General features: G+C 53.4%; 14 protein-coding genes, 1 tRNA gene and 2 pseudogenes. 6 read left to right on the top strand and 11 right to left on the bottom strand.

All coding sequences use genetic code 11. From position 1 onward, the window contains the following. Nucleotides 1-171 precede the first annotated feature (171 nt). From QQ055_RS10290 to QQ055_RS10280, 3 genes are all read right to left on the bottom strand, one after another. On the bottom strand, nt 172-5,973 hold the full coding sequence (locus QQ055_RS10290) for a MuF-C-terminal domain-containing protein (protein ID WP_286004663.1): 5,802 nt from the start codon (nt 5,971-5,973) through the stop codon (nt 172-174). 19 nt (nt 5,974-5,992) lie between these two features. Continuing rightward, the gene (locus QQ055_RS10285) at nt 5,993-6,763 is read right to left on the bottom strand and encodes a site-specific integrase (RefSeq protein ID WP_285965260.1); all 771 of its coding nucleotides are present in this window, start codon (nt 6,761-6,763) and stop codon (nt 5,993-5,995) included. A 111-nt stretch (nt 6,764-6,874) separates the two neighbouring features. Next, nucleotides 6,875-6,948: transfer RNA gene (locus QQ055_RS10280), tRNA-Gly, on the bottom strand. 121 nt (nt 6,949-7,069) lie between these two features. On the opposite strand from QQ055_RS10280, the gene moeB reads away from it, so the two are divergent. Continuing rightward, on the top strand, nt 7,070-8,266 hold the full coding sequence (gene moeB / locus QQ055_RS10275) for a molybdopterin-synthase adenylyltransferase MoeB (protein ID WP_284478353.1): 1,197 nt from the start codon (nt 7,070-7,072) through the stop codon (nt 8,264-8,266). Nucleotides 8,267-8,542: 276 nt separating this feature from the next. Here the strand turns inward: moeB and QQ055_RS10270 are convergent, their stop codons facing one another. From QQ055_RS10270 to QQ055_RS10260, 3 genes are read right to left on the bottom strand one after another with little or no spacing between them, the layout of a single operon-like run. Then, on the bottom strand, nt 8,543-10,414 hold the full coding sequence (locus QQ055_RS10270) for a hypothetical protein (protein WP_284478354.1): 1,872 nt from the start codon (nt 10,412-10,414) through the stop codon (nt 8,543-8,545). Beyond that, on the bottom strand, nt 10,411-11,277 hold the full coding sequence (locus QQ055_RS10265; RefSeq protein ID WP_284478355.1) for a type II secretion system protein: 867 nt from the start codon (nt 11,275-11,277) through the stop codon (nt 10,411-10,413). The genes QQ055_RS10270 and QQ055_RS10265 overlap by 4 nt, the downstream gene beginning before the upstream one ends. Continuing rightward, nucleotides 11,274-11,765 (bottom strand): type IV pilus modification PilV family protein, encoded by a 492-nt coding sequence (locus tag QQ055_RS10260; protein ID WP_284478356.1) that lies wholly within the window; start codon nt 11,763-11,765, stop codon nt 11,274-11,276. The genes QQ055_RS10265 and QQ055_RS10260 overlap by 4 nt, the downstream gene beginning before the upstream one ends. A 178-nt stretch (nt 11,766-11,943) precedes the next feature. On the opposite strand from QQ055_RS10260, the gene QQ055_RS10255 reads away from it, so the two are divergent. Together QQ055_RS10255 and QQ055_RS10250 are read left to right on the top strand one after the other, a co-directional pair. Next, nucleotides 11,944-13,203 (top strand): PAS domain-containing sensor histidine kinase, encoded by a 1,260-nt coding sequence (locus QQ055_RS10255; protein ID WP_286004662.1) that lies wholly within the window; start codon nt 11,944-11,946, stop codon nt 13,201-13,203. 18 nt (nt 13,204-13,221) lie between these two features. Continuing rightward, nucleotides 13,222-13,878: a response regulator gene (locus tag QQ055_RS10250; protein WP_285965262.1), complete on the top strand. Its 657-nt coding sequence runs from the start codon at nt 13,222-13,224 to the stop codon at nt 13,876-13,878. On the opposite strand, the gene QQ055_RS10245 is transcribed toward QQ055_RS10250, so the two are convergent. The 5 genes from QQ055_RS10245 to QQ055_RS10225 form a co-directional block, all read right to left on the bottom strand. After that, nucleotides 13,879-15,345 carry a DUF7305 domain-containing protein gene (locus tag QQ055_RS10245; RefSeq protein ID WP_285965263.1) on the bottom strand — a complete coding sequence of 489 codons (1,467 nt, stop codon included), beginning with the start codon at nt 15,343-15,345 and terminating at the stop codon, nt 13,879-13,881. An 18-nt stretch (nt 15,346-15,363) separates the two neighbouring features. Further along, the gene (locus QQ055_RS10240) at nt 15,364-15,999 is read right to left on the bottom strand and encodes a PilW family protein (RefSeq protein WP_285965264.1); all 636 of its coding nucleotides are present in this window, start codon (nt 15,997-15,999) and stop codon (nt 15,364-15,366) included. A 10-nt stretch (nt 16,000-16,009) separates the two neighbouring features. Beyond that, on the bottom strand, nt 16,010-16,615 hold the full coding sequence (locus tag QQ055_RS10235; RefSeq protein ID WP_285965265.1) for a type IV pilus modification PilV family protein: 606 nt from the start codon (nt 16,613-16,615) through the stop codon (nt 16,010-16,012). Between the two features lie 141 nt (nt 16,616-16,756). Then, nucleotides 16,757-18,664: a lipase maturation factor family protein gene (locus QQ055_RS10230; protein ID WP_285965266.1), complete on the bottom strand. Its 1,908-nt coding sequence runs from the start codon at nt 18,662-18,664 to the stop codon at nt 16,757-16,759. 135 nt (nt 18,665-18,799) lie between these two features. Continuing rightward, nucleotides 18,800-19,192 carry a hypothetical protein gene (locus QQ055_RS10225; protein WP_285965267.1) on the bottom strand — a complete coding sequence of 131 codons (393 nt, stop codon included), beginning with the start codon at nt 19,190-19,192 and terminating at the stop codon, nt 18,800-18,802. A 180-nt stretch (nt 19,193-19,372) separates the two neighbouring features. Between QQ055_RS10225 and QQ055_RS10220 the strand changes: the two are divergent. The 3 genes and pseudogenes from QQ055_RS10220 to QQ055_RS10205 form a co-directional block, all read left to right on the top strand. Continuing rightward, nucleotides 19,373-21,056, top strand: a pseudogene (locus QQ055_RS10220) (ribulokinase). 80 nt (nt 21,057-21,136) lie between these two features. After that, a complete protein-coding gene (araA, locus tag QQ055_RS10210; RefSeq protein WP_285965270.1) occupies nt 21,137-22,654 on the top strand; it encodes an L-arabinose isomerase in 1,518 nt (505 codons plus the stop codon). A gap of 29 nt (nt 22,655-22,683) precedes the next feature. After that, nucleotides 22,684-23,209 (top strand): annotated as a pseudogene (locus tag QQ055_RS10205) (class II aldolase/adducin family protein); the annotation flags it as partial.

Below are 23,209 nucleotides of genomic sequence, written 5' to 3'. Positions count from 1 at the left end.
TACGAAAAACACATCACGGAAGTCGATCCAAAATGGAGCGGGTGAAGGGAATCGAACCCTCGTATGCAGCTTGGAAGGATTTACGAAATGTCACAAGTCATTGATTTTAAAAGCATTGAATTTTGTTTGTTGTCCCGTAAAAATTGTTGTCCAATTTTAGACTGCCGGGGGCTATTTTTCGAGGGCGTTTCGCTTCATCATTTGACCACGTTCCCGGATGGCTTCAATGTTCTTTTTATTGGCAAGCATACGCTCAATTTTTTCCATGCCTTCCCGTTTCCATTGCTCACGCTCGGCGGAGGAAAGCTCATCTTTTTTAGATGGGAATAATTCTTTGATGCTGTCATGGTCAACCTCAGCCGCCTTGTTGTAGGCGAGGTCGATCATGTCCCGGTATTGAGGGGAAAGCCACGCAATATATTCCTCGCGGTATTTCTTGGGTACGCGCGCAATCGGGTCTAACAATCGAAGTCTTCCCGCGATTTGCTCTGATGTATAGCCCTCATCAATAAGCATGTTGTAAATGTTCATACTGGCCTCGAAATCCCCTGCTCCCATTGCCGAGCTAAAGCTTTGGATTAACATTTTCTGTCGGTCTTTCAAATCGTCTTTGTCGGCCATGAAAATTTTTTGTTGGCCGGCCAGCTGAATTGATGCCCATTGCTCGGGGTTCCGGCGGCGAATTTGCAAAATGACTTGCTGTGCCCAATGGGAGAATTCCTTTGGAGAATAATACTCTTTATCGACGACGGATCGGATCAAGTCCGCTTCTGGGCCGATGAATTTTGAGGCGATATGCCAGTAAAGATCATGCTTGTCAATCGGGCGCGGACTGAATACGTCCGGGAAAAATTTCCTTTCGGTCATATATTCAATCGGAGCAATAATGAAAGGACTAATGCTGTTGATCTGGTTGGCGACAACCTCTTGACTCCATTCAACGGCCGCTTGTCGAAATGTGATACGACCAGAAGTCATCTCACTAAACATCTCGGCGGCTTTGAATCCTCCGACAAATTTCAGCACGTCCGAGAATGCGGTGGGTGTATAGATGACCATGATATTCCCATCAGCATCCTTGCCGAGGGTAATGTGAAGGCGGCGGCGATCCTCTTCGGAGAGTTGCTTTTCGAGTTCTTGGGCCTCTTCATCGCGGTTGTTCCAAGCGTGAATGATCGCCACCACGGCGGCGAGGCGGAGCGCGAACCCTGCCGGGCCGTTGGGCATGAGGAGGCTGTTGATTGTCTTGGCGGCGACGGTGGCCGGAACCGTGGCGGCATAGCGACGCATCATGGCCTTGGCTTTTGGGTCGCCCCACAGGTCATAAAAGTTATTAAACAGGTTGATGTGATACCGGAGATTCCCTTCCGTCCATGAGTAGAATGGAATGAGGTTTTTTCTCAGCCATTCGCCGTTGGGACTGATCATGGCATAATCGACAAATGTCTCGCGTGCGATTTTTGCGGCTTTGTCGTATTTGTCGGACAGTCCCTCCACTTCTGCCCAGCGGCTCCCGGCATAAACCGGGGAAACCCCTTGGTTGAGCCGGTCGAGGTCGGCGAGGTATTTGGCATAACGGAAGACTCCCTCGCGATACCGGGAGAATCTTTGGCTCATGGTCAAAATGTTGCCGGGGTTGCGCCATGCGCGTGTCCAGAATCCCGCATCATCCCATTGTTTCATGCGCGGGTCTTGGAATACGGCCTGAACCTCGGAGGCGGTGACTGTCGTGAGCACCCCGCGCTTAAATGCCTCCCTCTGCTCGTCTGAAACAAATTGCCCGGTTTTGAGCCATTGTTTGATCTGCTTGTTGGCGGTGGCCATTTGTCGAACCATGCCGGGGTCGGCTGTCCACACTTTTTCCAGATCGGTCACGAGGTTGTTGAATTGATACCGAAACATCTTTGTTGGGAAGTTCAGGATGAATCGTTTCCACGGTGTAATGGTTGCACTGCGATAAATCGCGGCGGCGCGGCCGTTCGGGTCTTTCGCCCTGCGCTCCATGCCCCGGAGCGCGTCGGCGATCTCCTGCGGGACGAGCCATGTCTCTTTCTCGGCGGCGACGAGCATCTTCTGCACGTCCTCGGTGGTGATGGCGATCCCCTTTTCATTGAGTTGCTCCCGCCATTTGATGGGGTCGAGGGCTTCCTCGATCCGGGCTTCGATCACGGCCCGGTCGATTCCGAATCCGGTCTGGAGTCTCATTCCTTTGTCCACTTTGTAGCGGACATATCCGGGGAATCGATCCTCGACAAATTGCATGAAGGTTTGCGGTATGTCCCGGCTCCGGCTGGCTTGGAGTCCCTTCCGGTATTCGCTGTAAGCTTTGGCGATGGTTTCAGACTGATCAAATGGTTTCCAGTATTTCTGGATCACATCCTCCCGGAGGTTGTGCGCGAATACTTCGGCGACATGGGTGTACATGGCTTTGAAATAGTCGCTCTCGTGTGTCTTTGTCGTCCCGTAGGGGTCGAGCAAGTATCCCCTGAAATCGCTCTCTGTGGAGATTTTGACTCCCTGTAGGTCGCCTGTCCAGTTTTCGATCACCTTGTGTGGGAAGTAGAGAGGGTTTTTCAGCGCGTCGGGAATGTGGTATCCCCGGTCGGCGAGCGCGGCTCCCATGTTGCGGACGAGATCATAGTGGTTCCGCCATGCGTTCTCGATGGCTTCCTTGTGAGGGCTGGTTTCGAGCGCGGCCTGAATTTGTTTGAGACGGGCGAGAACTTCCCCTTGCGTCAGGTTCTCAGGGAGGGTGACATTGCGCGGTGTTCCGTCCTCGTTGTATCCCTCGATCTGCATGTGGCTCCGCCAGAATAAATCGCGCCAGTAGATGCCCTGCCTGAATAACTCATACGCGGCTTCCTTTTGGCCGGGCGGCAGATTTTCGAGGGGCTTGGTCACGTCGGTTACGGCGGCGACGGCGGTGTGCCGGGCATACTCGGCGGCGTTTTTGATCTGGCTGAGTCCCTCAAATAACCGCGCTCTGGCTTTGGCGGTATCATTGTAAAGTCGGCGGTTGGTGAAGAAGCCAGAGAAGCTGGTCGCCTCGGGAATGGCAGAAGTAAACCCTTTGAAAAAGTCCACGATGCCGCCGAGAACCTTTTCCCGGAATTGAGCCATGCGTCCGGTTCCGATTGTGGCGGTCTCGATCTTCTTGATTTTGTCCTGTAGCTCCGGGGTAATCTCCTCGGGAATTTCGACGGGCACGGCTTTTTCGATGGTGGGCGCAAGCTCGGCGAGTTCCTTGAGTATCTCGGCTTTTTTCTCGGCGATTTTTTCCAGCCGCCATGTCTTGACACTGTATTCCTCCATGAGGGCAGACCACTCGTCGATTCCTGAATTCTCCGGGATGCCCTGCTGGTCGAGGCGAATTGTCTTTTTCTCAGCCTTGGCTTTGCGTTGCTGAATGCTCCTGACCTCGGCATTGAGAAGGGTGGCCTCTTGGTCGAGGTCGGCGACTTGCTGGGTCAATACTTGGTATGCGCTTTGCGGCCCATTGACGGCGATCTGGACACGAACGTAGCTTTTGTTCGGGTCGCCGTAGATGAGTCGGTTGATCTCGGCCTGACTGATGGGCTTTGTTTTTGGCTTATAGCTGATGTCGGTCAGGTCATCCTCATACGGATCGGCAAACTCTTTTTCGAGGCTCCCGTCCTCGATGACGGTTTCCCGGTTGATCTTGACTCCGCGCTTTTCAAGCTCGGATTCCATGAGGCGCATTCTGGCATCGATCTTTTGAATCTCGGCTTTGGTGCGACCGCGCCAGACGGCGAGGAGCTTGGTGTTTTTAACCAGAGCCTTGAAATGGTTGCTCACGGCGGCGGCGGCGGTTTTCTTGCTTCCCAGCGCGGCGTATTTGGCCTCGCTGTCCTCTGAGAATATTCTCTCGAAATCGCGCCGGATCATCACCTGTTCTTCCCGGTCGCGCTGGGCGTTCTGATACTCCCCGACGAGGTCGGCATTGCTGAGAGCGGAGTAATCATTCGGAGCTTCCTCTCGGATTACTCCGACTTCCTGTGGCTGGGATTCCGCCTTGCGCCGCTTGGTTTCCTCCCGGAGCGCGGCAATGGCCTTGCGCTCATCCGCCTTGGATTTGATTTTTTTGGGCGATTCATCCGGTTTGCTGTAGCGGATATTTTTTAACGCTTCACGTGGTGTGGGCGGAGCATGTTGAGTTCCGCCACCGATGGATTTGGCTTCGAGAGATACAGTGACCAATGCTCTCGCAAGAGTTCGAGGGCCTGATCCTGTGGCAAACTCAGGATCAAGTCCAGCAATCCCTTCCATGAGATACTGGTTCCGTCCTTGAGGGTTATCAGGGATTCGGTATTTTCCGCCGTTGATTGTGTCATAAAAGCCTCCCGTTTCTGGATCAAACATAAACCGTTCTTCGAGTTCAGGCAAGCGGTTAAAGACGATTTCTGCCTCTCTTCTCGCCATGATCCCGATGTTGTTCAATGTAGCCTTGGGCGTATTCTCAGGATTCCATCCCCTGAGCCATTGGTTGAATCGCGGCATCATGTGCCGGGTGGTGTTAAACCGGATCGCGGAATTAAGCATCTGGCTGGTGCGGCGGAGTTGGGCGATTTCCGAAAGTCCGGCAGGATCACCATGCACCACCAGTCCATTGTTGTGCGCGTAGGCATAGATAGCCTGATACATGGCCGTGGCAAATTGCGGAGACTCTGTGCTGTCCACATAGGGCTTTGAATGGTTTGCATAGAAAAACATTCTTTTGCCCTGTGGATCTGTAAAGATGAATTCAGGGTGGCCTCCGCCTTGGCGGTTCTCGTGAATCTGAATACCCTTCAAAGCCTCCGGCGACACCAGCCTTGCGAAAATCTCCCGCATTGACTTCATGGTTGTGGGAATGTCAGTCATGACTTGTGTGTCTGGATCACGGGCTATCTTGAGCCATTCGGTGGCTACGCGAATATTGAGAGTCTCTTCATCCGGCTTGATGTCTGTCCGACTCCATCGCACATCATCCCCTCTCTGTGTTCCCTGTGTCTCTGTGGTTCTTCCCTCCACATACTCCGCGCCGAGGCTTACGATCTTCCTCATGTCCTTGGACAGAATCGCCTGAATGTCTGTCTCGCGGAGTTGCACCTTGATCCCGGCTTTGCGGAGCATTTGTTTGAATCCGGCGACGACTCTGCGCCATGCGCCGGGGTTTCTGATCCGGCCATCGGCGAGGTGGGCAATGATCTCTTCGGCGACGATCCGATGTCCTCCGGGCTTGGCGGCTTGGTTAGAGTAACGGGCGGCGATGTCCCGTCCGCTTTTCAGGTTGCGGTAAAGATTTGCGACGAGGTCGAGGGTTTCGTTGAATCGGTCGCCGAATGCCCCTTGAACCCCATAATGCCCGACGATCTCATGGATCAAAACACGGGCGGCATCGGCTTCTGTGGGGAGGTTTTCGTGGAATAAATACACGGTGTTGCCCTGAATTGCTCCCTCCTGATTGGTGATGGTCTTGCCTGTCTCGCGTGCAAATTCCTCTTTGGTCATGACTCTGACCACGGGTCGGCGCGTCATGCGGGGCAGAATCGCGTCGATCACGGCAAAGGCGCGTTGCTTGCTGATGCCGGCGGCGTTCTCGCCTCTTGAAAATCTCACATTTCCGTCTTGACTGATATCGTAATTCGATATGATATTGGGGCTAGAGCGAATACGTTGAAGCCATAGCTGCCGGAATTGAACCGGGTGCGACTGCGACATCCAACGGTTCGCTTTTTCTTTATTCCAATACAGGGTCTTTCTATTTTCGATGAATTTTCCATAGACACTGTCTGGCTTTGAGTAAACGCTTGCAAGGTCACTCGCCACGACATTCCCTTTTTTATCCCTGTTGAAATGAATCGCGGCCATGACGCTCTCATCAGCGACTTCAATTTCAGTCATAACGACAAAGGAATCTTTTTGGGTGTCTGACTCAAAAACAAAAACAGGGTCTTTCAACGCTTCGGGCAATTTCAGTAGTTGATATGTTTTAAGCCCATGCTTGTCCCGGGCTTTTGTGATTAATTCCGGCGAAGCATGACAGGGTCAGGAATGGCAGAAAAATCATCTGCCCGGCCTTGCCTGTCTTGGGAACGTGCTTCCTTGCCCTCACCCGATCCGGCTCATTGTGGGCGTAGTCGAGCATCCGGGCCAGTTGCTCGGGGGTGAATATTTCGAGTCCGCCGAGGTTCCACCGGACAGGTTCCACTTTGCGAACCGGGTTTGTCTCGATGTAGTCCCACCGTTCGGCCCAGTTGAAAAACGATCTGACCACGGCGAATATCCCCGCCCGTGTGTTTTGGCTCTGGTAGGGGAGCCTGTCCACCCACTTTTGAATGTCCCGGCCTTTAATGTCCCGAATGTCCTCTGAGCCGAATTCCTCAGTGAATTTGCCGAGGTAACACGCGATGTTCTTGTTTTGTCCCGGCCCGACCTTGGGCCGCTTGTAGTCGGCATATTCCAGTGCCCGATCCCCGACCGTCTCTCCCCGGCTCCGGGTGCGGCGTGAGGTTCGTGGCCCGGCCTTGGGTGATTCTGGAATCAGTCCCGCCACCATCAGTTGCTTTTCGAGCTTGGCAATCGCTCGCTCCGCTTCCAGCTTCGTCGTGAAAAATCGCCGGAGCTTCCGCCCCGTCCCCGTCCGCCGGGCAGGAATCTCCACCTTCCAGCACTGCCGCGCCGGGTAATACCTCAGCCACCGATGGTCATTTTGGGCCTCCATTCTGTTGTCCAAAATGCCTTTTTTTGTTGTCCATTTCAAGCTTTAATCATCCGCAATCATCCGCGATCATCCGCAATCGTCAAAACCAACAGGCACAAAAACCCCCTTTATCCATTGGTGTTTCATGCGCAAAACCCTGATTTTAAGGAGTGGAGCGGGTGAAGGGAATCGAACCCTCGTATGCAGCTTGGAAGGCTGCCGTTCTACCATTGAACTACACCCGCGAGGAGATGAATTTTGATATCTAGGGCATTCCCGCAGAGTTGTGAAGCAAGAAATGCTGCGTTTTTATGTCAGAAAAAGTTTTTGCACCGGGGCCGCAACTCCTTTACGGTGTCCAGCCTTATGAGTGGAAAGCATTTTCTGGAATGGGACGCCGCACAAATCGCATCGACGAAACTGTCGAATGACGAGATCAAACGTTATTCCCGGCATCTCATCATGCCCGAGGTCACCATGGAAGGGCAAAAAAAACTCAAGAACGCAAGCGTGCTGGCCATCGGCACAGGCGGGCTGGGTTCCCCCCTGCTCCTGTATCTGGCGGCGGCGGGTGTGGGACGGTTGGGCATTGTGGACTATGACGTGGTGGATTTTTCCAATCTCCAACGCCAGATCATTCATGACACCAGCAAGATCGGCAAGTCGAAGGTGCAGTCCGCCAAGGAACGCATTCATGAGGTCAATCCCTATGTGCAGGTGGACACTTACGAACTCGCCCTGACGAGCGAAAATGCCCTCGACGTGATGAAAAACTACGATGTCATCATCGACGGCACGGACAATTTTCCCACGCGTTACCTGACCAATGACGCCTGTGTCCTGCTGGGCAAACCCAATGTCTATGGCAGCATCTTTCGTTTCGACGGAATGGTCAGCGTTTTCTGGGGCAAACACGGCCCCTGCTACCGTTGTATGTTTCCAGAGCCACCACCGCCGGGTTCTGTCCCGAGTTGCGCTGAGGGCGGTGTGCTGGGGGTTCTGCCCGGTGTGATCGGTTGTTTGCAAGCCACCGAAACGATTAAGCTGATCATCGGTGAAGGTGACCCGCTCATCGGGCGGTTGCTGCTTTTCAACGCGCTGTCGATGAAATTCCGTGAGGTAAAAGTTCGCAAAGACCCGGCCTGCCCGGTTTGTGGAGAGAATCCCACGATCAAGGAACTCATTGATTACAAACAATTCTGCGGCATGCAGGAATACAGTGAGGATGACCACGGCGTTTATGATGTTCCGGAGATCATGGTCACCGACCTGAAAGGCAAAATCGACCGTGGTGAAAAAGTCGTCATTCTCGATGTGCGCGAACCGCATGAATACGAGATTTGCTCGATTCCGAACTCCGTCCGGATTCCTCTGGGCGACCTGCCCAAGCGGATGCATGAGCTCGACAGCACCGATGAAATCTACGCCTACTGCAAAAACGGCCCGCGCAGCGCGCAAGCCGTGAAAATGCTCCAGGATGCCGGATTTAAAAAGTCATGGAATATCTACAACGGCATCTGGGCCTGGGCCTCAAAAATCGACCCGACCATGCCAGTGTATTGAGATTTTGGGGAGGGCAAGCCTCCTTAGGAAATTGAGCAAAAGGTGGATTCAAGAGCGCTGATGAGCAGGCGCGAACTTGGGATGAGGGCAAAGCGGACTCTTCAATTATCTGTGCCCATCTGGGATTCATTCCTTTTTTTCTGAATGCTGCGCCTTTTTGCGGCATCATTTTTCTGATTCGTATTTTTTCAGGGGTTTGGAGCTCAATCCCTCATGACCCTGAAGCGAGTCCGGTTCCGCATCTGAAAAAACGACGCGGACTAAAAGAAAAAACAATTAAAACACGCGTTGAACCGGGCCCTTTTTCAGCGTGCTGATGTAGGGTGTGCCCGGGGGCAATTTGCCTTTTTGCAGGTCGGGATCGTAAATCCATTGCCGCAGGGGTTCTCCGGCATGGACATAACCCGGCGCGGAGCGGCCTTCCAATGACTCATAGAGACTGACAAAAGAACCGGAGATGGTCAGGGTGGTTCCCGACCAATTCTCCAACAACTTGACAAAATGCTCAAATCCTTCAGGGGCTACTCCCTCTTGAGGGAGGGAATACCCGGCAATCATGGAGGCATTGATTGTGGTCGGAGTCGCCATCCGTTGTGATGGGTTATTCAGGGATTGATTCTGCCCCAACCATTTTGAGGAAAGAACAGTGATACTGTCAGCAATCAAGGCCGCCGGTGGCTTGGAGTAATTTTTCACAGTGGTCACAGGTGATTGCCCGGTTTGGGCAGGAGCGACATTGGAAGGAATGGCTGTGCCCGATCCCCCGCTATTGTAATCACCCGCGACGTAAAGATTATTCGGACTGACCACCGTCAATCCTCCGTCAGGGAGAATCTGACCATTCACTAAGAGCACACCGGCGGGTTTATCGTTCGAAACCCCTTTTGTGGCGACATAAATGATTCCATTCCAGATTTCTTTTCCCGTGAGGTTTGTGTCCGTCACCATGGTTTTGTTATGAATCCCCATGGAACGGGTTTGAGCTGTGTTTGGAAATTTGGAATTTGCCGGAAGAGTCGAAGGGATCACCGGAGCGCCCTTGCTGTCAGTGAAATGAGACATGTCCACCCTCACTGTTGCGACAGATGCATTCAAGCGATTGTCCGGCAGAGCGGTGTCAGGCTTGAATGTGGCAATCAGGAACGTGTAAAGAGCCCCACTGTCAGGAGTAATCGGCGTGCCGTCTTTGGTGAAAAAACTCACCGTCTTGCGATCATCGGAGACGACGACTTTTAATCCCGCCTTGTTAAACAGGCGATTTTCCGCGAAATCATCATTGAAATATTCATTGTTCTGAACAGTCACCGGCATCTCAATCATTTCGCGGGCGCTCTGGTGATTCGGGTTATTGCCAGCAGGGTCAAAAGCCTGCGGAGGGAAAAGATGTTCTCCCGATGTGAGGAATGGTTGATTCGCAAAAGTGTGGTGATTGGTCGAGGGTTCCCCCGAAAGATTCCGATCCGGATGGAAAGTGTTCATCACCCCATTGACCGCGGAGAGATGCCCCGTGAAACGCAAGGAGCCAGAGCCACTCGACCCGTAATAGATGGAGCCATTGGCATGGATGCGCCCGGACAGCTCCATGTCCGCGACGGGATGAATCTCCAAATCTCCATCGTGGAAAACACCAAAATAAAACAGCGGTCGGATCGAATATTTCAGCGGCTGCTCCAGACGGGTATCCAGCGGGCGCCAGAAGCCCTCGGTCTGGGCGTAGGACGCTGAGAGAAAATAATAATCTCGGACAAAGGGATCAGGATTTGAGTCCACAGGCCGATCTGCGGGGCTTCCATCCTCATCGGAAGGCACCACGGTGTTGACATTAAAAATGTAATTTCTGCGAACACCCTTGAGAAAATCCGGTAGGGTCTCTGATGTGATGGACTCGGTGAGAACCGAAATCGGCAGATCTTTTTCAATATCCGTGCCGGAATGAATCAACCCCCGCAAATCGGCATAGTTTTTCTCCAAAGCCGAGTGCGCCGCATAATACAGCCGCATACTCTCCGCATTGACCTGCGAGAGTCTGCGGTAGTGATTTGTGGACACGAGACTGACCGCCAGAATGCCGGAAAGGATCGTAATCAAGAGCACCACCATCAGGAGCACTCCGCCATTCTCGCTGCGTATGGGGCGAATCACAGTCATGGCAGTCCCCCTCCGCTTGATGTGTTAAACTCCGAATAAAAAAGCGGCGTGGGCGAAAAGGAAATTTTCTTTTCCGCACGGAGAATTTTCTGCCCCCTGAATGTGGGAATGGTTGTCTGGAGAGTCACAATCATGTTCCGCCCGTCAGATGACACATTTGACTCCCCGGAGTCAAGCCTCCGGCTGAGCACCTCATACTCATTTTTCTCGGGGTCATGATACAAACGCAATTCCCCATTGATCATCGCCACGCGTGAGATTTTCCCGACACGAATCCTTGTTCCCGCCGGAACCCGAACCGGAAAAGCCTCCTCAAAAACCATCGTGCGCACGGCGGCATTGGGGTTATTCACACTTTTGACCACACGCGAAAAAGCCGGGCTCGTGTCAAAATGAACCACATCACCGGGCTGCACCTGAATGTTTGATGTCGTCGATGTCGCATTCAAATCAGCGGCATTTTGCACCGGCTTTTTAATCTCGGCGACATTGATGGTTTTCTGCCCCGGTTTGATTCCCTTTTTCTTAAAATTGCCGACTTGAATCATTTTTGTGCCCGCATTTGCCGAATTGGCCGCTCGTGCGATGTAGTCCTCCTCAAAAACTGTGAAAGCCGAACCATTTTCAAAAGTCGGAGGAGCCTTGGACGACTGCAACATCATCTCGATTTTTTGGAGAGAGGCTTGAAGCTGGTAATGCGCCTCTGTCTCCTTTTGATTCTGCAACGCTCCACGAATCACGGTCATGCCGACAGTCAAAACCAATGCGGAAGCCACAGCGGTGATCGCCACAGAGATCGCCACCTCCGAGAGGGTGAATCCCTTTTGGATCAATCGCAAGCGCCTATGGACAGCGGCATTCATCGATCATCGGCCCTCGCCAAGGTGAGACTGTTGGTCATGAATTTTCCGTTAAAAAACCAATATGTGCGAATGGCCGCCTCGCGGTATGTCCCCTTCTCGTCAACGGCGACTTCCGTTTCAAATGCGACGGTGGCCGTGAGATTGGTCACCCACCCCTGTCCGGGTCGCGTGCGGAATTCCTTGCCCCCGCGAACAGGCATCGGATTCTCAAACTCCGGGCCGGGATCCCGGCGGCTGATGACAAAATCGTAATTCGTCACGGCAAAATTTGTCAGGCCGGAGTAATTCGTCGCCAGCACGGTTTCCGCAATGGTTTGATTCAAACGATTGGCTTGGGCGTTGTAAATCGACAGGGATGAATAGGCCTGATTCATCAAAAAAGCCGAAAGCGCGCTTGCGCAGAAAACGGTGACCAAAGAAACGGCCAACACCACCTCGACAAGAGTGATGCCCGCCACTGATCTGTTCAGGTGCCAGTTTGTTGTCACAACAGTGATTTTTCGGAATCCAAATCCAGTTTATCCTCGTCATTAATGTAGCTCCTTTCCTCTCTTAAAAAAGCCTTTTTTCAATTATCATCGCCTCCTGTGTCAGAAAAAACCTGAATACTTTTTTTGATGCCAATTCCCCAAAACCGGCTAGTCTAGTTACCTTATGGCGCCCACCTTGAAAAAACCCTCGCGCAATTTGCTCTTGGCGGGGTTTGTCACGGGCATTTTTCTGATGTCCTGCCCGGTCTGGCTCTACTTCCTCTTCGATCAGGGAATGCTCGGGTTTTTCCATGAATGGCTCGCTGAACCCGACACTTTTGCGGTTCTCCAAAAATTAATCAGCCTGTCCTATGTCTTTCTGGCTGTGGGCGCTGTGTTGGGAACCCTGTGCGGGGTCATGGTCTTTCGCACGATTGCCGCTGACTGGGAAAAATTCAAAGCCGCCACAAAAGTCCGGGAAAGCGAGGAGAAATACCGGCTCCTTTTTTCCACAGAGAGTGACGCCATCATGCTTTTTGACCGGCAAACCCTCAAGGTCGTCGAAATCAATGAATCCGGTCTTTCCCTCTATGGGTATGGACGGGAGGAAATCCAAAAGAAAAAACTCTCCGAGTTTTTTGCGGTTCCCCCTTCGTTCGGAAAAGGCGGCGAGAATATGGATGATCTGAGCGGCGAAACACTCCATCTGACAAAATCCGGCGAGGAGATCCCGGTGGAAATCTCCACGGGCCGTTTTGTCGCGGGTGACAAGGATTACCTCTGTCTGATCGTCAAGGACATTCGCCAACGCCGCCAGCTCGAGGAGGCGGTGCTGAATATCAGCAATGAGGAACGCCACCGCATCGGACACGATCTGCATGACGGACTCGGACAGGAACTCTCCGCCGCCTCGCTCATGGCGAAGGCTCTGGAGAATAAACTCCGCCGCAAGTCCCTGCCGGAGGCTGAGGAACTCAAGTCCCTGATCACCCAGATCAACAACTCCATCTCGACCACCCGAGCCATCGCCCACGGTCTCGCCCCGGTGAGCATCGAGAAATATGGTCTGCGCGCCGCCTTGGACAAGCTCCTGACGGGGCTGGAGGCTCAGACCGGAGTCACCTGCGATCTGGACTGGCCGGAGGAAATCGCCATCGACAATCCCACGACGGCCACCCATCTTTTCCGCATCATTCAGGAGGCTGTGAATAACGCCATCAAACACTCCGGCACATCCCTGATCACGATTTCCTTTGAAAGATCGGATTCCCCTGCTACCATCCTGCGCATCTCGGATAACGGGAAAGGCCTTGATCCGGCGACCGAAGACGGTTCCCCCAAAGGTCTCGGCATGAAAAGCCTCCAATACCGGGCCTCGCGCCTCGGGGGGCGTGTTGAGATCGTCTCAGGCAAAGACCAAGGGCTCACCGTCATCTGCCATTTCCAGAACACCTGAAAAGAGGACACACCCATCATGCACAAAATCATGCTCGTCGATGACCATCCCGTTTTCCGAAACGGACTGAAAACTCTGATTACCAGCGACCCTGATTTTGAGGTGGTGGCGGAGACTGACAACACCTCGGAGGCCTTTGGTCTTTACGAATCCCTCAAGCCCGACATCTGTGTCGTCGATGTGACGCTCAAAGACTCCTCCGGGCTTGATCTGGTCAAAACCATCCGGGATCGTCACTCCGATGCAAAAATCTTGGTTCTGTCCATGCACTCAGAGGATTTCTATGCGGAACGCGCCCTCAAGGCGGGGGCAAAAGGTTATGTCATGAAAGAACAAGCCTCGGAGGACATCATCAATGCCCTGCGCGCCATTGCCAAAGACCAAATTTATCTGAGCCAGAGAATGATGAATCGCCTTTTCTCAAAAACCTACGGTCAGAAAAAGGACCTGTCACTGAGCCCCATTGACTCACTGACCGACCGGGAACTCGAAGTGCTCCAGATGATCAGCGATGGCAAAAGTGTGAAGGAAATCGCCTTTGCCCTCGGCCTCAGTCATAAAACCGTCGAAACCCACCGCTCCCACATCATGCACAAGCTCGGGATCGGAACCTCCAATGAATTGCTGCAATTTGCCATTCACTGGAAGATCGATCACCAAGCCAAAAACGCCTAATCAATTCTCCTCCCACTTCGTGAGAACATAGCGTCCGGGGATTTCTTGTCCGGAATCATCGCCGAAAAGTGATTCGTCAATTCCAACAAAATAGTTTCCCTGTATGGTAATCTGATTGGCAACTGCCGAACCGTAAAAATCAGCGGTTCCACGAATTTTCAGATCAGCTTGGGGCGCATAAAACACACCCACAATTTTTGGTGTTCCACCAAGATCGACACTCGTGCAGTTTGTCAATCCATAAAAGTAGGCATTTTGCGGGCGTCCATTGGCATTGGCCAAACCATTTCCAGCAATCTTAATCTCGTCCTCGACATAGAATTCCACCCGGAGATCATTGTAGTTTGTGGTTCCACTCACCACATTGTTGGTGCTGATCTCTGTGTATGTTTTTCCTTTGGATTTGAAGGAATTCGTCGTAATGACCGTGCTCGTCGAGTTGGTCACGATGTAAGTGGAGGGACTGATTGTGATTTTGCTGCCTCCCGCCATCTTGATGCCGCTGGGAGCCCAGATTCTGACGACCCCCGAACCCGTCACGGTCAACGTGGAAATGCTCTGGCCGGAAGCCATCTTGTAGTCCACAGTTCCTCCATTGGCACCAGCGGTTCCGCTGTTGTTCAGCAGAATCGGAGAGCCGGAATAATCATCAGGCAGATGCACATCGGGAATTGTGGCGGTTAAATTATCTGAGATTCCGTTAGTCCGATCACTGCCACTATACATGTTAAAATTGTTGTTTGTCCCCACCGTACCCCCCGGCCCTGTGGAGATCGAACCATAGATATTCATATTTCCCGCGCTCACGGCATTGGTAAAACTCGCCAAGCTCCCCACATCACCCCAGTGCCGATAGTCATCCGTCTGCCCAGGAAGAACCAGTCCATTTTGCGAATTATAAGACATAATTGTTCCTGCATTTCCGTTATTGATGACTCCAATCTTCCCAAATAGTCCGATGAGATTGACCACAGGAGTCACTTCCGGTTCCAAATAGAGTTTCACCGTGCGGCGAACCTCGCTCTGTCCCATTTTGGGGGCGGCATTGACGATTCCGGTCGCCTCAATCACATAATCACCATCATACGGAGCCGCTGTATTGGGGGTGTAAACAGTGACATTGTAAAGTGAAGCCCCCTCATTCCCCGCAAAAAGAGAGGTCAAGGCATTGCTCGTCAATGTCCAGACAGTGCCTGTTCCAGTGACTGTTTTTGTCCAATTCGTTCCAGAGAAAGGTTCACCCGCCCCCGGTATGAGTTTGGTCGCCTTATTGACCTCGCTCCAGGCAAAGTCCGCACCCGCCTCAGCTGTGAAAAGAGCTTGAGTGAATGGCACATATCGATAACCAGACATGAGCGTGGCGGACATGATCTGGAGGATGCTCGTCGCCAGAATCGTCAAGGCGACGGACATGGTCAGCACGACAATGACTGTCGAACCGTGCGTGGGGATGGGGTGTGTTTTCATGGCCGATGGTCCTTTCATTTAATTGAAAATGTTTTTATTCCTGATTTTGCTGCGGACTTGGATGCGATCCGTCGAGATGGTTTTGGTCACTTGGTTGGAAATGATCAGATAGGTTCTCACCTCGGCGGTTTCCGCTGCCAACGCTGTCGTGGCCCGCTGACCGGGGTCTTTGTAAAATGAAAAATCAATATTCACCGGATAACGGGTGACTTGCTGCACAATCGGCTCTGCGGCGAGATTGGTGTAAACAAACCGATAGAGGAGCCCCACGGGGGCATCAAAGCCGCGAACCTTCTCATCGACGAGCCGGTAAAGGACGTATTCCTCAGGGCGCGTCCCATCCAATGAGGCGGGAATATGAAGCCCGATAAAATTTGTGCTGAAATTCGCGGAAACATTTGCGGGAATGTTATACCCACCCATGCTGGCCAGAGTGTTGGCCTTGCGCACATCGCGGTCAATAATCGCCACCGCTTTGCGCGCGTCATCATGAATGTCACGGTAACCTTGCTGCATGTAGAAAACCTTGTAGAAATTCACATAGGCCAGCGAAGCCATGGAGAGGAACATCCCTGAGATCGCCACAGAAACGACCATTTCCACCAGGGAGAATCCCCGTTGCTGATTTTTGGAAGTCACGTTTTGAGTTTTCATATTGTTGTCCTCATTGCGCGGTTAATTGGTTCAGAAAATCAACATCAGCCTCGTTGAGTCCGAGATAATTTGCTGAGAGTCCCCCTTTGGAAATCAGGGTCGTCATCGTGTTGGTCATCATCGTTCCAGACATATTCTGCCATGCGGTCACCACTGTGGCTTTAATGACATGATTGGTCGCCGAACCGCCTGGAGTCACCGGAATGCCACTGGGGAAATATTCCATGATAATCTGCCGCGAGGGGCGTTGCCCGGTCTGTGCGGTCAGGAAAATATTCAGCGGATCATCGGGATGGAGCTCGAGATAGGAGCACACCATGTAGGGCGTGAGTTGGGAAACAATCATGTTCGACGAAACCGATATGGCCTGTCCGGGAGCGGTATTGGTGAAATAAACGAGCTGATCCCATGCCCGTGTCCGGAGATACTCGATATTGGCCAGCGTGATGTCCGTGGCACGCGCGGACTGGCGGGAACTGTCCAGCATCAGCATGGCCCGGCTGGAAACCATGTAGATGCCCGAAAAAACAAACATGAAAATCACCAATGCAATGACGACTTCGACCAATGAGAAGCCACTTTTGTCGTTTTTGAGTGTGCGGATTGCTTCTTTCATACATCCAAAAGCTAACCCAAGGAGCCATTTTTTGAAATCGGTGGGGTTCTGAAAACCACTCAGCCCCAAGCCTTAACGTCTCTCAGGCAAAACCTGATTCCCCCTCTATCCATCAGGGATTCCCCTGATATTCCTGTCGTGCTAATCCCTGCGCTCCAGCACCGGGTTGTAGAGCCCGAGCAATTTGCGCGACCACCAGTGGCCGGTTTCGCGCCATTCATCGATGCTTGTGAACCGATAGTCATAGACCACGGCCCGGATGTAACGCGGCGGGCGTCCGTCGAAAGGATCTGTCCCGAGCAATTTGCGCACGGGTTCGGACCCTTGGAGAATTCTGCCCTGCAGATTCAAAAGCCAGGGGTTGCCCTGATAATTTCCCAGCGCGGCGAACCACATCTGCCAGTCCAGCCGGGGCTGGAACGGAGCAATTTGCGCTGGCAGGCGGGTGACATCGCCGGGTTTGTATTTGAATTCATAGGCGAGCCAATCCACCCCGTTGTCACTGCCCTCGATGACGATCTCGCGGCGCTGCGTGGTCATTCCCGCAAAGAGTCCGTATCCATTGACGAGCCGGAATTGCCCGAGGTGACGGTTCCAAAAGCTTACCCATTCAGGAGCGGGCCGGCGAAAGGCGCCCATGAAGGGGGTGACACTCATCCAGACAACCAAAACCGCCACCAGTGGCACGATCACCCGTCTTTTGAAAAAGTTTTCAGAAATCACTGCCACCGGAGGATTCCACTCCTGATTCCTTCGGGAGATTCGACGCATGCCCCCTTCCAACGCCTGGTCATCCCAGCACATCAGGATCAGTAGCAACGTCAGGGCATTGAAAAACGTGTAGTTGCCCGTGAGAATGATGGTGATTTGCAGGAATGCCAAAAGCAACCCGGCGACAAACCTCAATCGTCTCGGCGCAAAAATAAAAAACGGCACGATCAACTGGATCAAAAACATTCCGCCCACGGACATTTTGTCGAACCATTCGGGCAGTTGATGCGCAAACCACGACAGCGGGTTGGGAATCGGCTGGGTGTAGTAATGATAATTCAACGCGGTCCAATCCGCCCAGGTCGGGTCTTGGCTGGAGAGTTTCACGACTCCGGATGAGAACATGAACCGGAAAAGCAGCCAGCGGCAGAGCCACACCATCACGCGGGATGCGGCAGGGGAACCCGCCCACGGCCACCATTTCCAAGGTGCAAAGAAGATGGCGAGGAATCCGACTTCGAGAAGGAGCGCGTCCCATTGGAAACTCATGAAGGGTTCACCCACCGCACAGATCGACAGGTAAAGAACAAAGCACGCCGCGGCGGCAAGTGCGGGAGCGATATTCACAATCAAAAACAGCGACGCGATCACTCCCGCCCACACCACGGCCATCAGGAAAAAGTCCGATTGCCCGAGCCAAAAAACCGATGGCACATACCAGACCGCGAGCAGGCTGTCCCCGCGTTGACCGAGAATTTGCCCGACCATCTGCATGTAACCCTGAATCGGCATGACTCCCTGACTGCCGAAAAGCCCGGTCATTTGCGTGACCAATGACAAAAATGCCACGAGATAAATCAGGCCGAGCCCCCGCAGGAAGAGGAATTGAAGCAACTGGTAACGGGGAATTTCGATTTTCTTCCCCCAGAGGAGCGCGGTCACTTTCGAGAAAAAATAACGGTTTGATGCGACGAAGCCATAAACCCACTCTGTCAGCACAGCAAATGGCCTCAATGCCACATACAGCTTCGGCAAAAATGCGAGAAGGGGGTTCAACGACAAAGCCCGGAAACACGCCTCGGCGGCAAAGGAGATTTGTCCGTCTTTATCGATATATGCGACTGACTGCGCAAATTGCTTCGATGCAATTTGTGGAAAAGATTCGCCGGCTTCCTGACTGGTCACGATTTCGAAGCCGTCCCGCGCAATTTGCCTGAAATACATGGCCCAACGACGGCAAAAACCGCAGTCCCCATCAATGATGAGCAAGTTTTTCCCGGTCAGTTGCTCTCCCGTTTTTGGGGTGTCAGAATGACAATTTGACTCATTTTCCGGCATAAAATCGAATGCAATCTATTCCTGACGAGTAATTTATATGAAAAATATTATGTCCACCATTAAAACCATTGAAATTTCATATAACACTGATATAATGGGATTTCAATCTCAGTCCGTTTTTTTAAATCTATGAAATCAAAAAATCGCGTTAAAAAACTGTCGGCTAAATCCACCTCCCCTTCCAAAATCCTTGTTCCAAGCATTGCCAGCACAGCGGTCGATGTTTTGCAAAAACCGAAATTTGTTTTTTGCACATCTTGCGGCGTGAGACTGACGGAACTCAACCACTTGGCCCCTTTTGACGGAGTTTGCGCCGCGTGCAAAACCGCGCAAGGCCAAAAAGAGGCTGAGGCCGCCCGTCGGAAACAATCCCAGACGGTGGCCGGATTGAAACACTCCACCTACGTTCGCAAAGCGCTCAAGGCGATCGAACCTTGGTTGAATTGACCTGCGTTGAAAATTTTTCGATTTCTTCCAAACCCCCGCCTCAATCAGGCGGGGGTTTTCTTTTTTACCCGAATCTCCCATATTCCGATGAGTTAAATGATTAACTCAATATGGGCCGAAAAATTCGAGACTCTGTCGGTCCAAGATCAATTTGCCTGCTCATCGACTTTCTCTTGAGTGAAAGGGCGGAAACAACTTTAATCCTCGGAAGAATTTAAGGCTAAACAAACTCAATCGACCACGGAGCAAAAAAGAAAATTCATGGCTTACACAATCGGAGTTGATTACGGAACGAACTCAGTCCGCGCGCTGGTGGTGGACTGCGCCAATGGCAAAGAAATCGGCACCCACGTCTTTGGTTATCCCAGCGGTCATCAGGGTGTCATCATTGATCCCAAAGACCCTCATCTGGCCCGGCAACATCCGGCGGATTATCTCGCGGGTCTGGAGACGAGCATTCGCGAGGCGCTGAAACAGGCCGCACAAAATGACGCGCAATTTGCCCCGGAGAAAGTCATCGGCATCGGCGTGGACACGACGGGTTCGAGCCCGATTCCGGTGGACGCAAATGGCACACCGCTGGCGCTGCTCCCGGCTTTCAAGGACAATCCAAATGCCCTCTGCTGGCTGTGGAAGGATCACACCAGTGTCGATGAGGCGCAGAAAATCACTGAAACCGCCCTCGCCCACCGCCCCCAGTATGTTGCAAAATGCGGGAATATTTATTCGTCCGAATGGTTCTGGGCGAAAATCTGGCATTGCCTGAATGTGGACGCGGGCGTCTTTGACGCGGCGGACAGCTGGGTGGAACTCTCCGACTACATCCCGGCGGTTCTGGCCGGAGTCAAAAATCCCCGTGACATCAAACGCGGCGTCTGCGCGGCGGGGCACAAGGCGATGTATTGCGGGGAGTGGGGCGGTTTGCCGGATGAGGAATTTCTCTCCATGCTCGACCCGCGTCTGGGCAAATTGCGCGGCCGGTTGTATGACAAGGCTTATGATTTGAATGCCACCGCGGGAACCCTCTGCGCGGAATGGGCGGGAAAACTGGGGCTTCCCAGCGGCATCGTCATCGCCATTGGCGCATTCGACGTGCATCTGGGTTGTGTCGGTGTGGGCATTCGTGAGGGGGTCGTCGTCAAGGCGATGGGAACCTCCACATGCGACTGTGGCATTGTCAGCAACTCGAAAAAACTCGCCGACATTCCGGGCATCTGCGGCATTGTCGATGGTTCGATCCTTCCGGGTTTCTACGGCCTGGAGGCGGGGCAATCGGGCGGTGGGCGACATTTTCAAATGGTTCGTCGAGGTGGTCTGCAAAGGCGACGACGCATTGCATGGGCAGCTCACGGCGCAAATGGCCGCGCTCAAACCGGGGCAGAACGGGTTGCTCGCGCTGGATTGGAATAACGGCAACCGCACGGTTCTGGTCGATCAACGGCTCACGGGTCTGCTGGTCGGTCAGACTTTGCACACCTCACAGGCGGAGATTTACCGCGCTCTGGTCGAGGCCACGGCCTTTGGTGCCCGTGTGATTCTGGAGCGGTTCAAGGAATATGGGGTTCCGGTCACGGACGTGGTTTGTTGCGGCGGGATCGCGGAGAAAAATGCGGTGCTGATGCAGATATACGCCGATGTGACGGGATGCGAGATGAAAGTGTCGCGCTCCCCTCAGACTTGCGCGCTGGGCAGCGCGGTGGCGGCGGCGGTGGCGGCGGGCAAAGACCGGGGCGGTCACGCGGATTTTCCCTCGGCGATGGCGGCCATGACGGGTCTCAAGGATGTCAGCTTCAAACCCATCCCGGAAAATCAGCGGGTTTATGATGATCTCTATCATCTGTATCTGAGGCTCCACGACAGCTTCGGCGGCGTGGACAAATCCGCTGACTTCTCTCTGTTGATGAAAAACCTCATCAATATCAAACAACGCCAGTCGAAGGACTAAAAACGCGCTTTTTCTCGCGATTCATCACACGAAAAAAATTCCCACCCAAACAAATCATCACACTCACCCCTGAAAAAATCATGAAAAAATCCTCCCTGAAAAAAATCGAATTCTGGTTTGTCACCGGCAGTCAACACCTCTACGGCCCGGAAACCCTGAAGCAAGTGGCGTTGAATTCCCAAAAAATCGTGGCGGCGCTGAACCAATCCAACCGCATCCCGGAGCAAATTGTTTTCAAGCCCGTGCTCAAGACCCCGGAGGAAATCCGCGCCCTCTGTCAGGACGCCAACCACAGCGCAAATTGCGCGGGACTGATCCTCTGGATGCACACGTTCTCACCGTCGAAAATGTGGATCGCGGGGCTGACAGCGCTGAAAAAACCTTTCGTCCACCTGCACACACAGTTCAACCGCGACCTGCCTTGGGGCACGATTGACATGGATTTCATGAATCTCAACCAGTCCGCGCACGGCGACCGCGAGGCGGGATTCATTCACACGCGCCTGCGCTTGAACCGCAAGGTCGTCGTCGGACATTGGGGCGACAGTGAAACGCAGGATCGTCTCGGCTCCTGGATGCGCGTGGCCCGCGCTTGGGACGACGCGCAGGGGGGGAAATTCGCCCGGTTCGGCGACAACATGCGCCAAGTGGCGGTCACTGAGGGCGACAAAGTCGCGGCGGAGGCGACTTTCGGGTATTCGGTCAATGGCTATGGCATTGGCGATCTGGTCAAACATGTCAATGCGGTCAGCGACTCTGCCATCACAAATCTCTGCAAGGAATACGAGAGTCTTTACTCAGTGGCCAAACCCCTCAAAAAAGGAGGGGCACGCCACGGCTCCCTGCGGGACGGGGCGCGGATTGAACTGGGCTTGCGCTCCTTTTTGGAGGAGGGCGGATTCAATGGGTTCACCACGACATTCGAGGATTTGCACGGGCTGAAGCAATTGCCGGGGTTGGCGGTTCAGCGCCTGATGGCGGATGGTTACGGGTTCGGCGCGGAAGGCGACTGGAAAACCTGCGCGCTCCTGCGCGCGATGAAAGTCATCGCCGCCGATCTCAAGGGGGGAACCTCTTTCATGGAGGATTACACCTATCACCTCGACCCGAAAGGGCACCTCGTGCTGGGGGCGCACATGCTCGAGATTTGTGAGTCCATCGCGGCGGGCAAACCCTCACTGGAGATTCATCCGCTGGGCATCGGCGGCAAGGAAGACCCGGTTCGCCTCGTCTTTGACGCACCGGCGGGACGCGCGATCAATGCCTCGGTCATTGATCTGGGAAATCGCTTCCGCCTTTTGGTCAATGAGGTCAAGGTCGTCAAACCGCCGAAGCAATTGCCCAAACTTCCCGTGGCGCGGGCGCTGTGGAATTGCCTGCCGGACTTCAAAACCGCGTGCGCCGCGTGGATTTACGCCGGGGGCGCGCACCACACGGGATTCAGTTATTCGGTGACCACCGAGCACATGGAGGATTTTGCGAAAATGGCGGGAGTGGAACTCGTCGTCATCGACGCGGACACCCGCCTCCGGGAATTTGAAACCACCCTCCGCCACAACGAGGTTTATTTCGCCCTGTCCAAAGGATTCCGGGCTTAACCTCAACCATTAAGGATTCCCCCCTCACCATGAGCCAATACGATTCACTCAAGGAAGAATGTTTCGAGAGCAATTTGCTCCTGCCGGAGTTTAAATTGATCGACCTGACATTCGGCAATGTCAGCGTGGCTGACCCGGCCAAAGGCGTTTTTGCAATCAAACCCAGCGGCGTGGATTACCGGCAGATGATGCCCGGCGACATGGTGGTGCTCGATTACGAGGGGAAAACCGTCGAGGGCAATTTGCGCCCCTCCTCGGACACCCCGACACACCTGCGCCTCTATCAGGCATTCAAAGGCATTGGCGCGGTGGTGCACACCCACTCGCGGAATGCGACCTCATTCGCGCAGGCGGGCCGGGGCAATTCCCTGTTTTGGCACCACCCACGCGGATTATTTTTACGGGGATGTGCCGGTGACCCGTGCGCTCACCGCGGAGGAAATCGCGCGGGGCTATGAGCTGGAAACCGGCAATGTCATTATCGAACGTTTCTCCGACCTGAACCACGAGGACATGGTCGCGGTATTGGTTCGCCACCACGCCCCCTTTGTCTGG

The sequence above is a fragment of the Geitlerinema calcuttense NRMC-F 0142 genome (assembly GCF_030285425.1).
Note: the sequence above shows the minus strand (reverse complement) of the source record. Positions and strands in the feature narration are given on the sequence as shown.

Bases quoted from the DNA above. Each gene is read 5' to 3' on its own strand.
- QQ055_RS10230 (WP_285965266.1), bottom strand. From the start codon at position 18,664: ATGCCGGAAAATGAGTCAAATTGTCATTCTGACACCCCAAAAACGGGA.
- QQ055_RS10225 (WP_285965267.1), bottom strand. From the start codon at position 19,192: ATGGGAGATTCGGGTAAAAAAGAAAACCCCCGCCTGATTGAGGCGGGG.
- QQ055_RS10235 (WP_285965265.1), bottom strand. From the start codon at position 16,615: ATGAAAGAAGCAATCCGCACACTCAAAAACGACAAAAGTGGCTTCTCA.
- araA (WP_285965270.1), top strand. From the start codon at position 21,137: ATGAAAAAATCCTCCCTGAAAAAAATCGAATTCTGGTTTGTCACCGGC.
- QQ055_RS10240 (WP_285965264.1), bottom strand. From the start codon at position 15,999: ATGAAAACTCAAAACGTGACTTCCAAAAATCAGCAACGGGGATTCTCC.
- QQ055_RS10245 (WP_285965263.1), bottom strand. From the start codon at position 15,345: ATGAAAACACACCCCATCCCCACGCACGGTTCGACAGTCATTGTCGTG.
- QQ055_RS10250 (WP_285965262.1), top strand. From the start codon at position 13,222: ATGCACAAAATCATGCTCGTCGATGACCATCCCGTTTTCCGAAACGGA.
- QQ055_RS10270 (WP_284478354.1), bottom strand. From the start codon at position 10,414: ATGACTGTGATTCGCCCCATACGCAGCGAGAATGGCGGAGTGCTCCTG.
- moeB (WP_284478353.1), top strand. From the start codon at position 7,070: ATGAGTGGAAAGCATTTTCTGGAATGGGACGCCGCACAAATCGCATCG.
- QQ055_RS10265 (WP_284478355.1), bottom strand. From the start codon at position 11,277: ATGAATGCCGCTGTCCATAGGCGCTTGCGATTGATCCAAAAGGGATTC.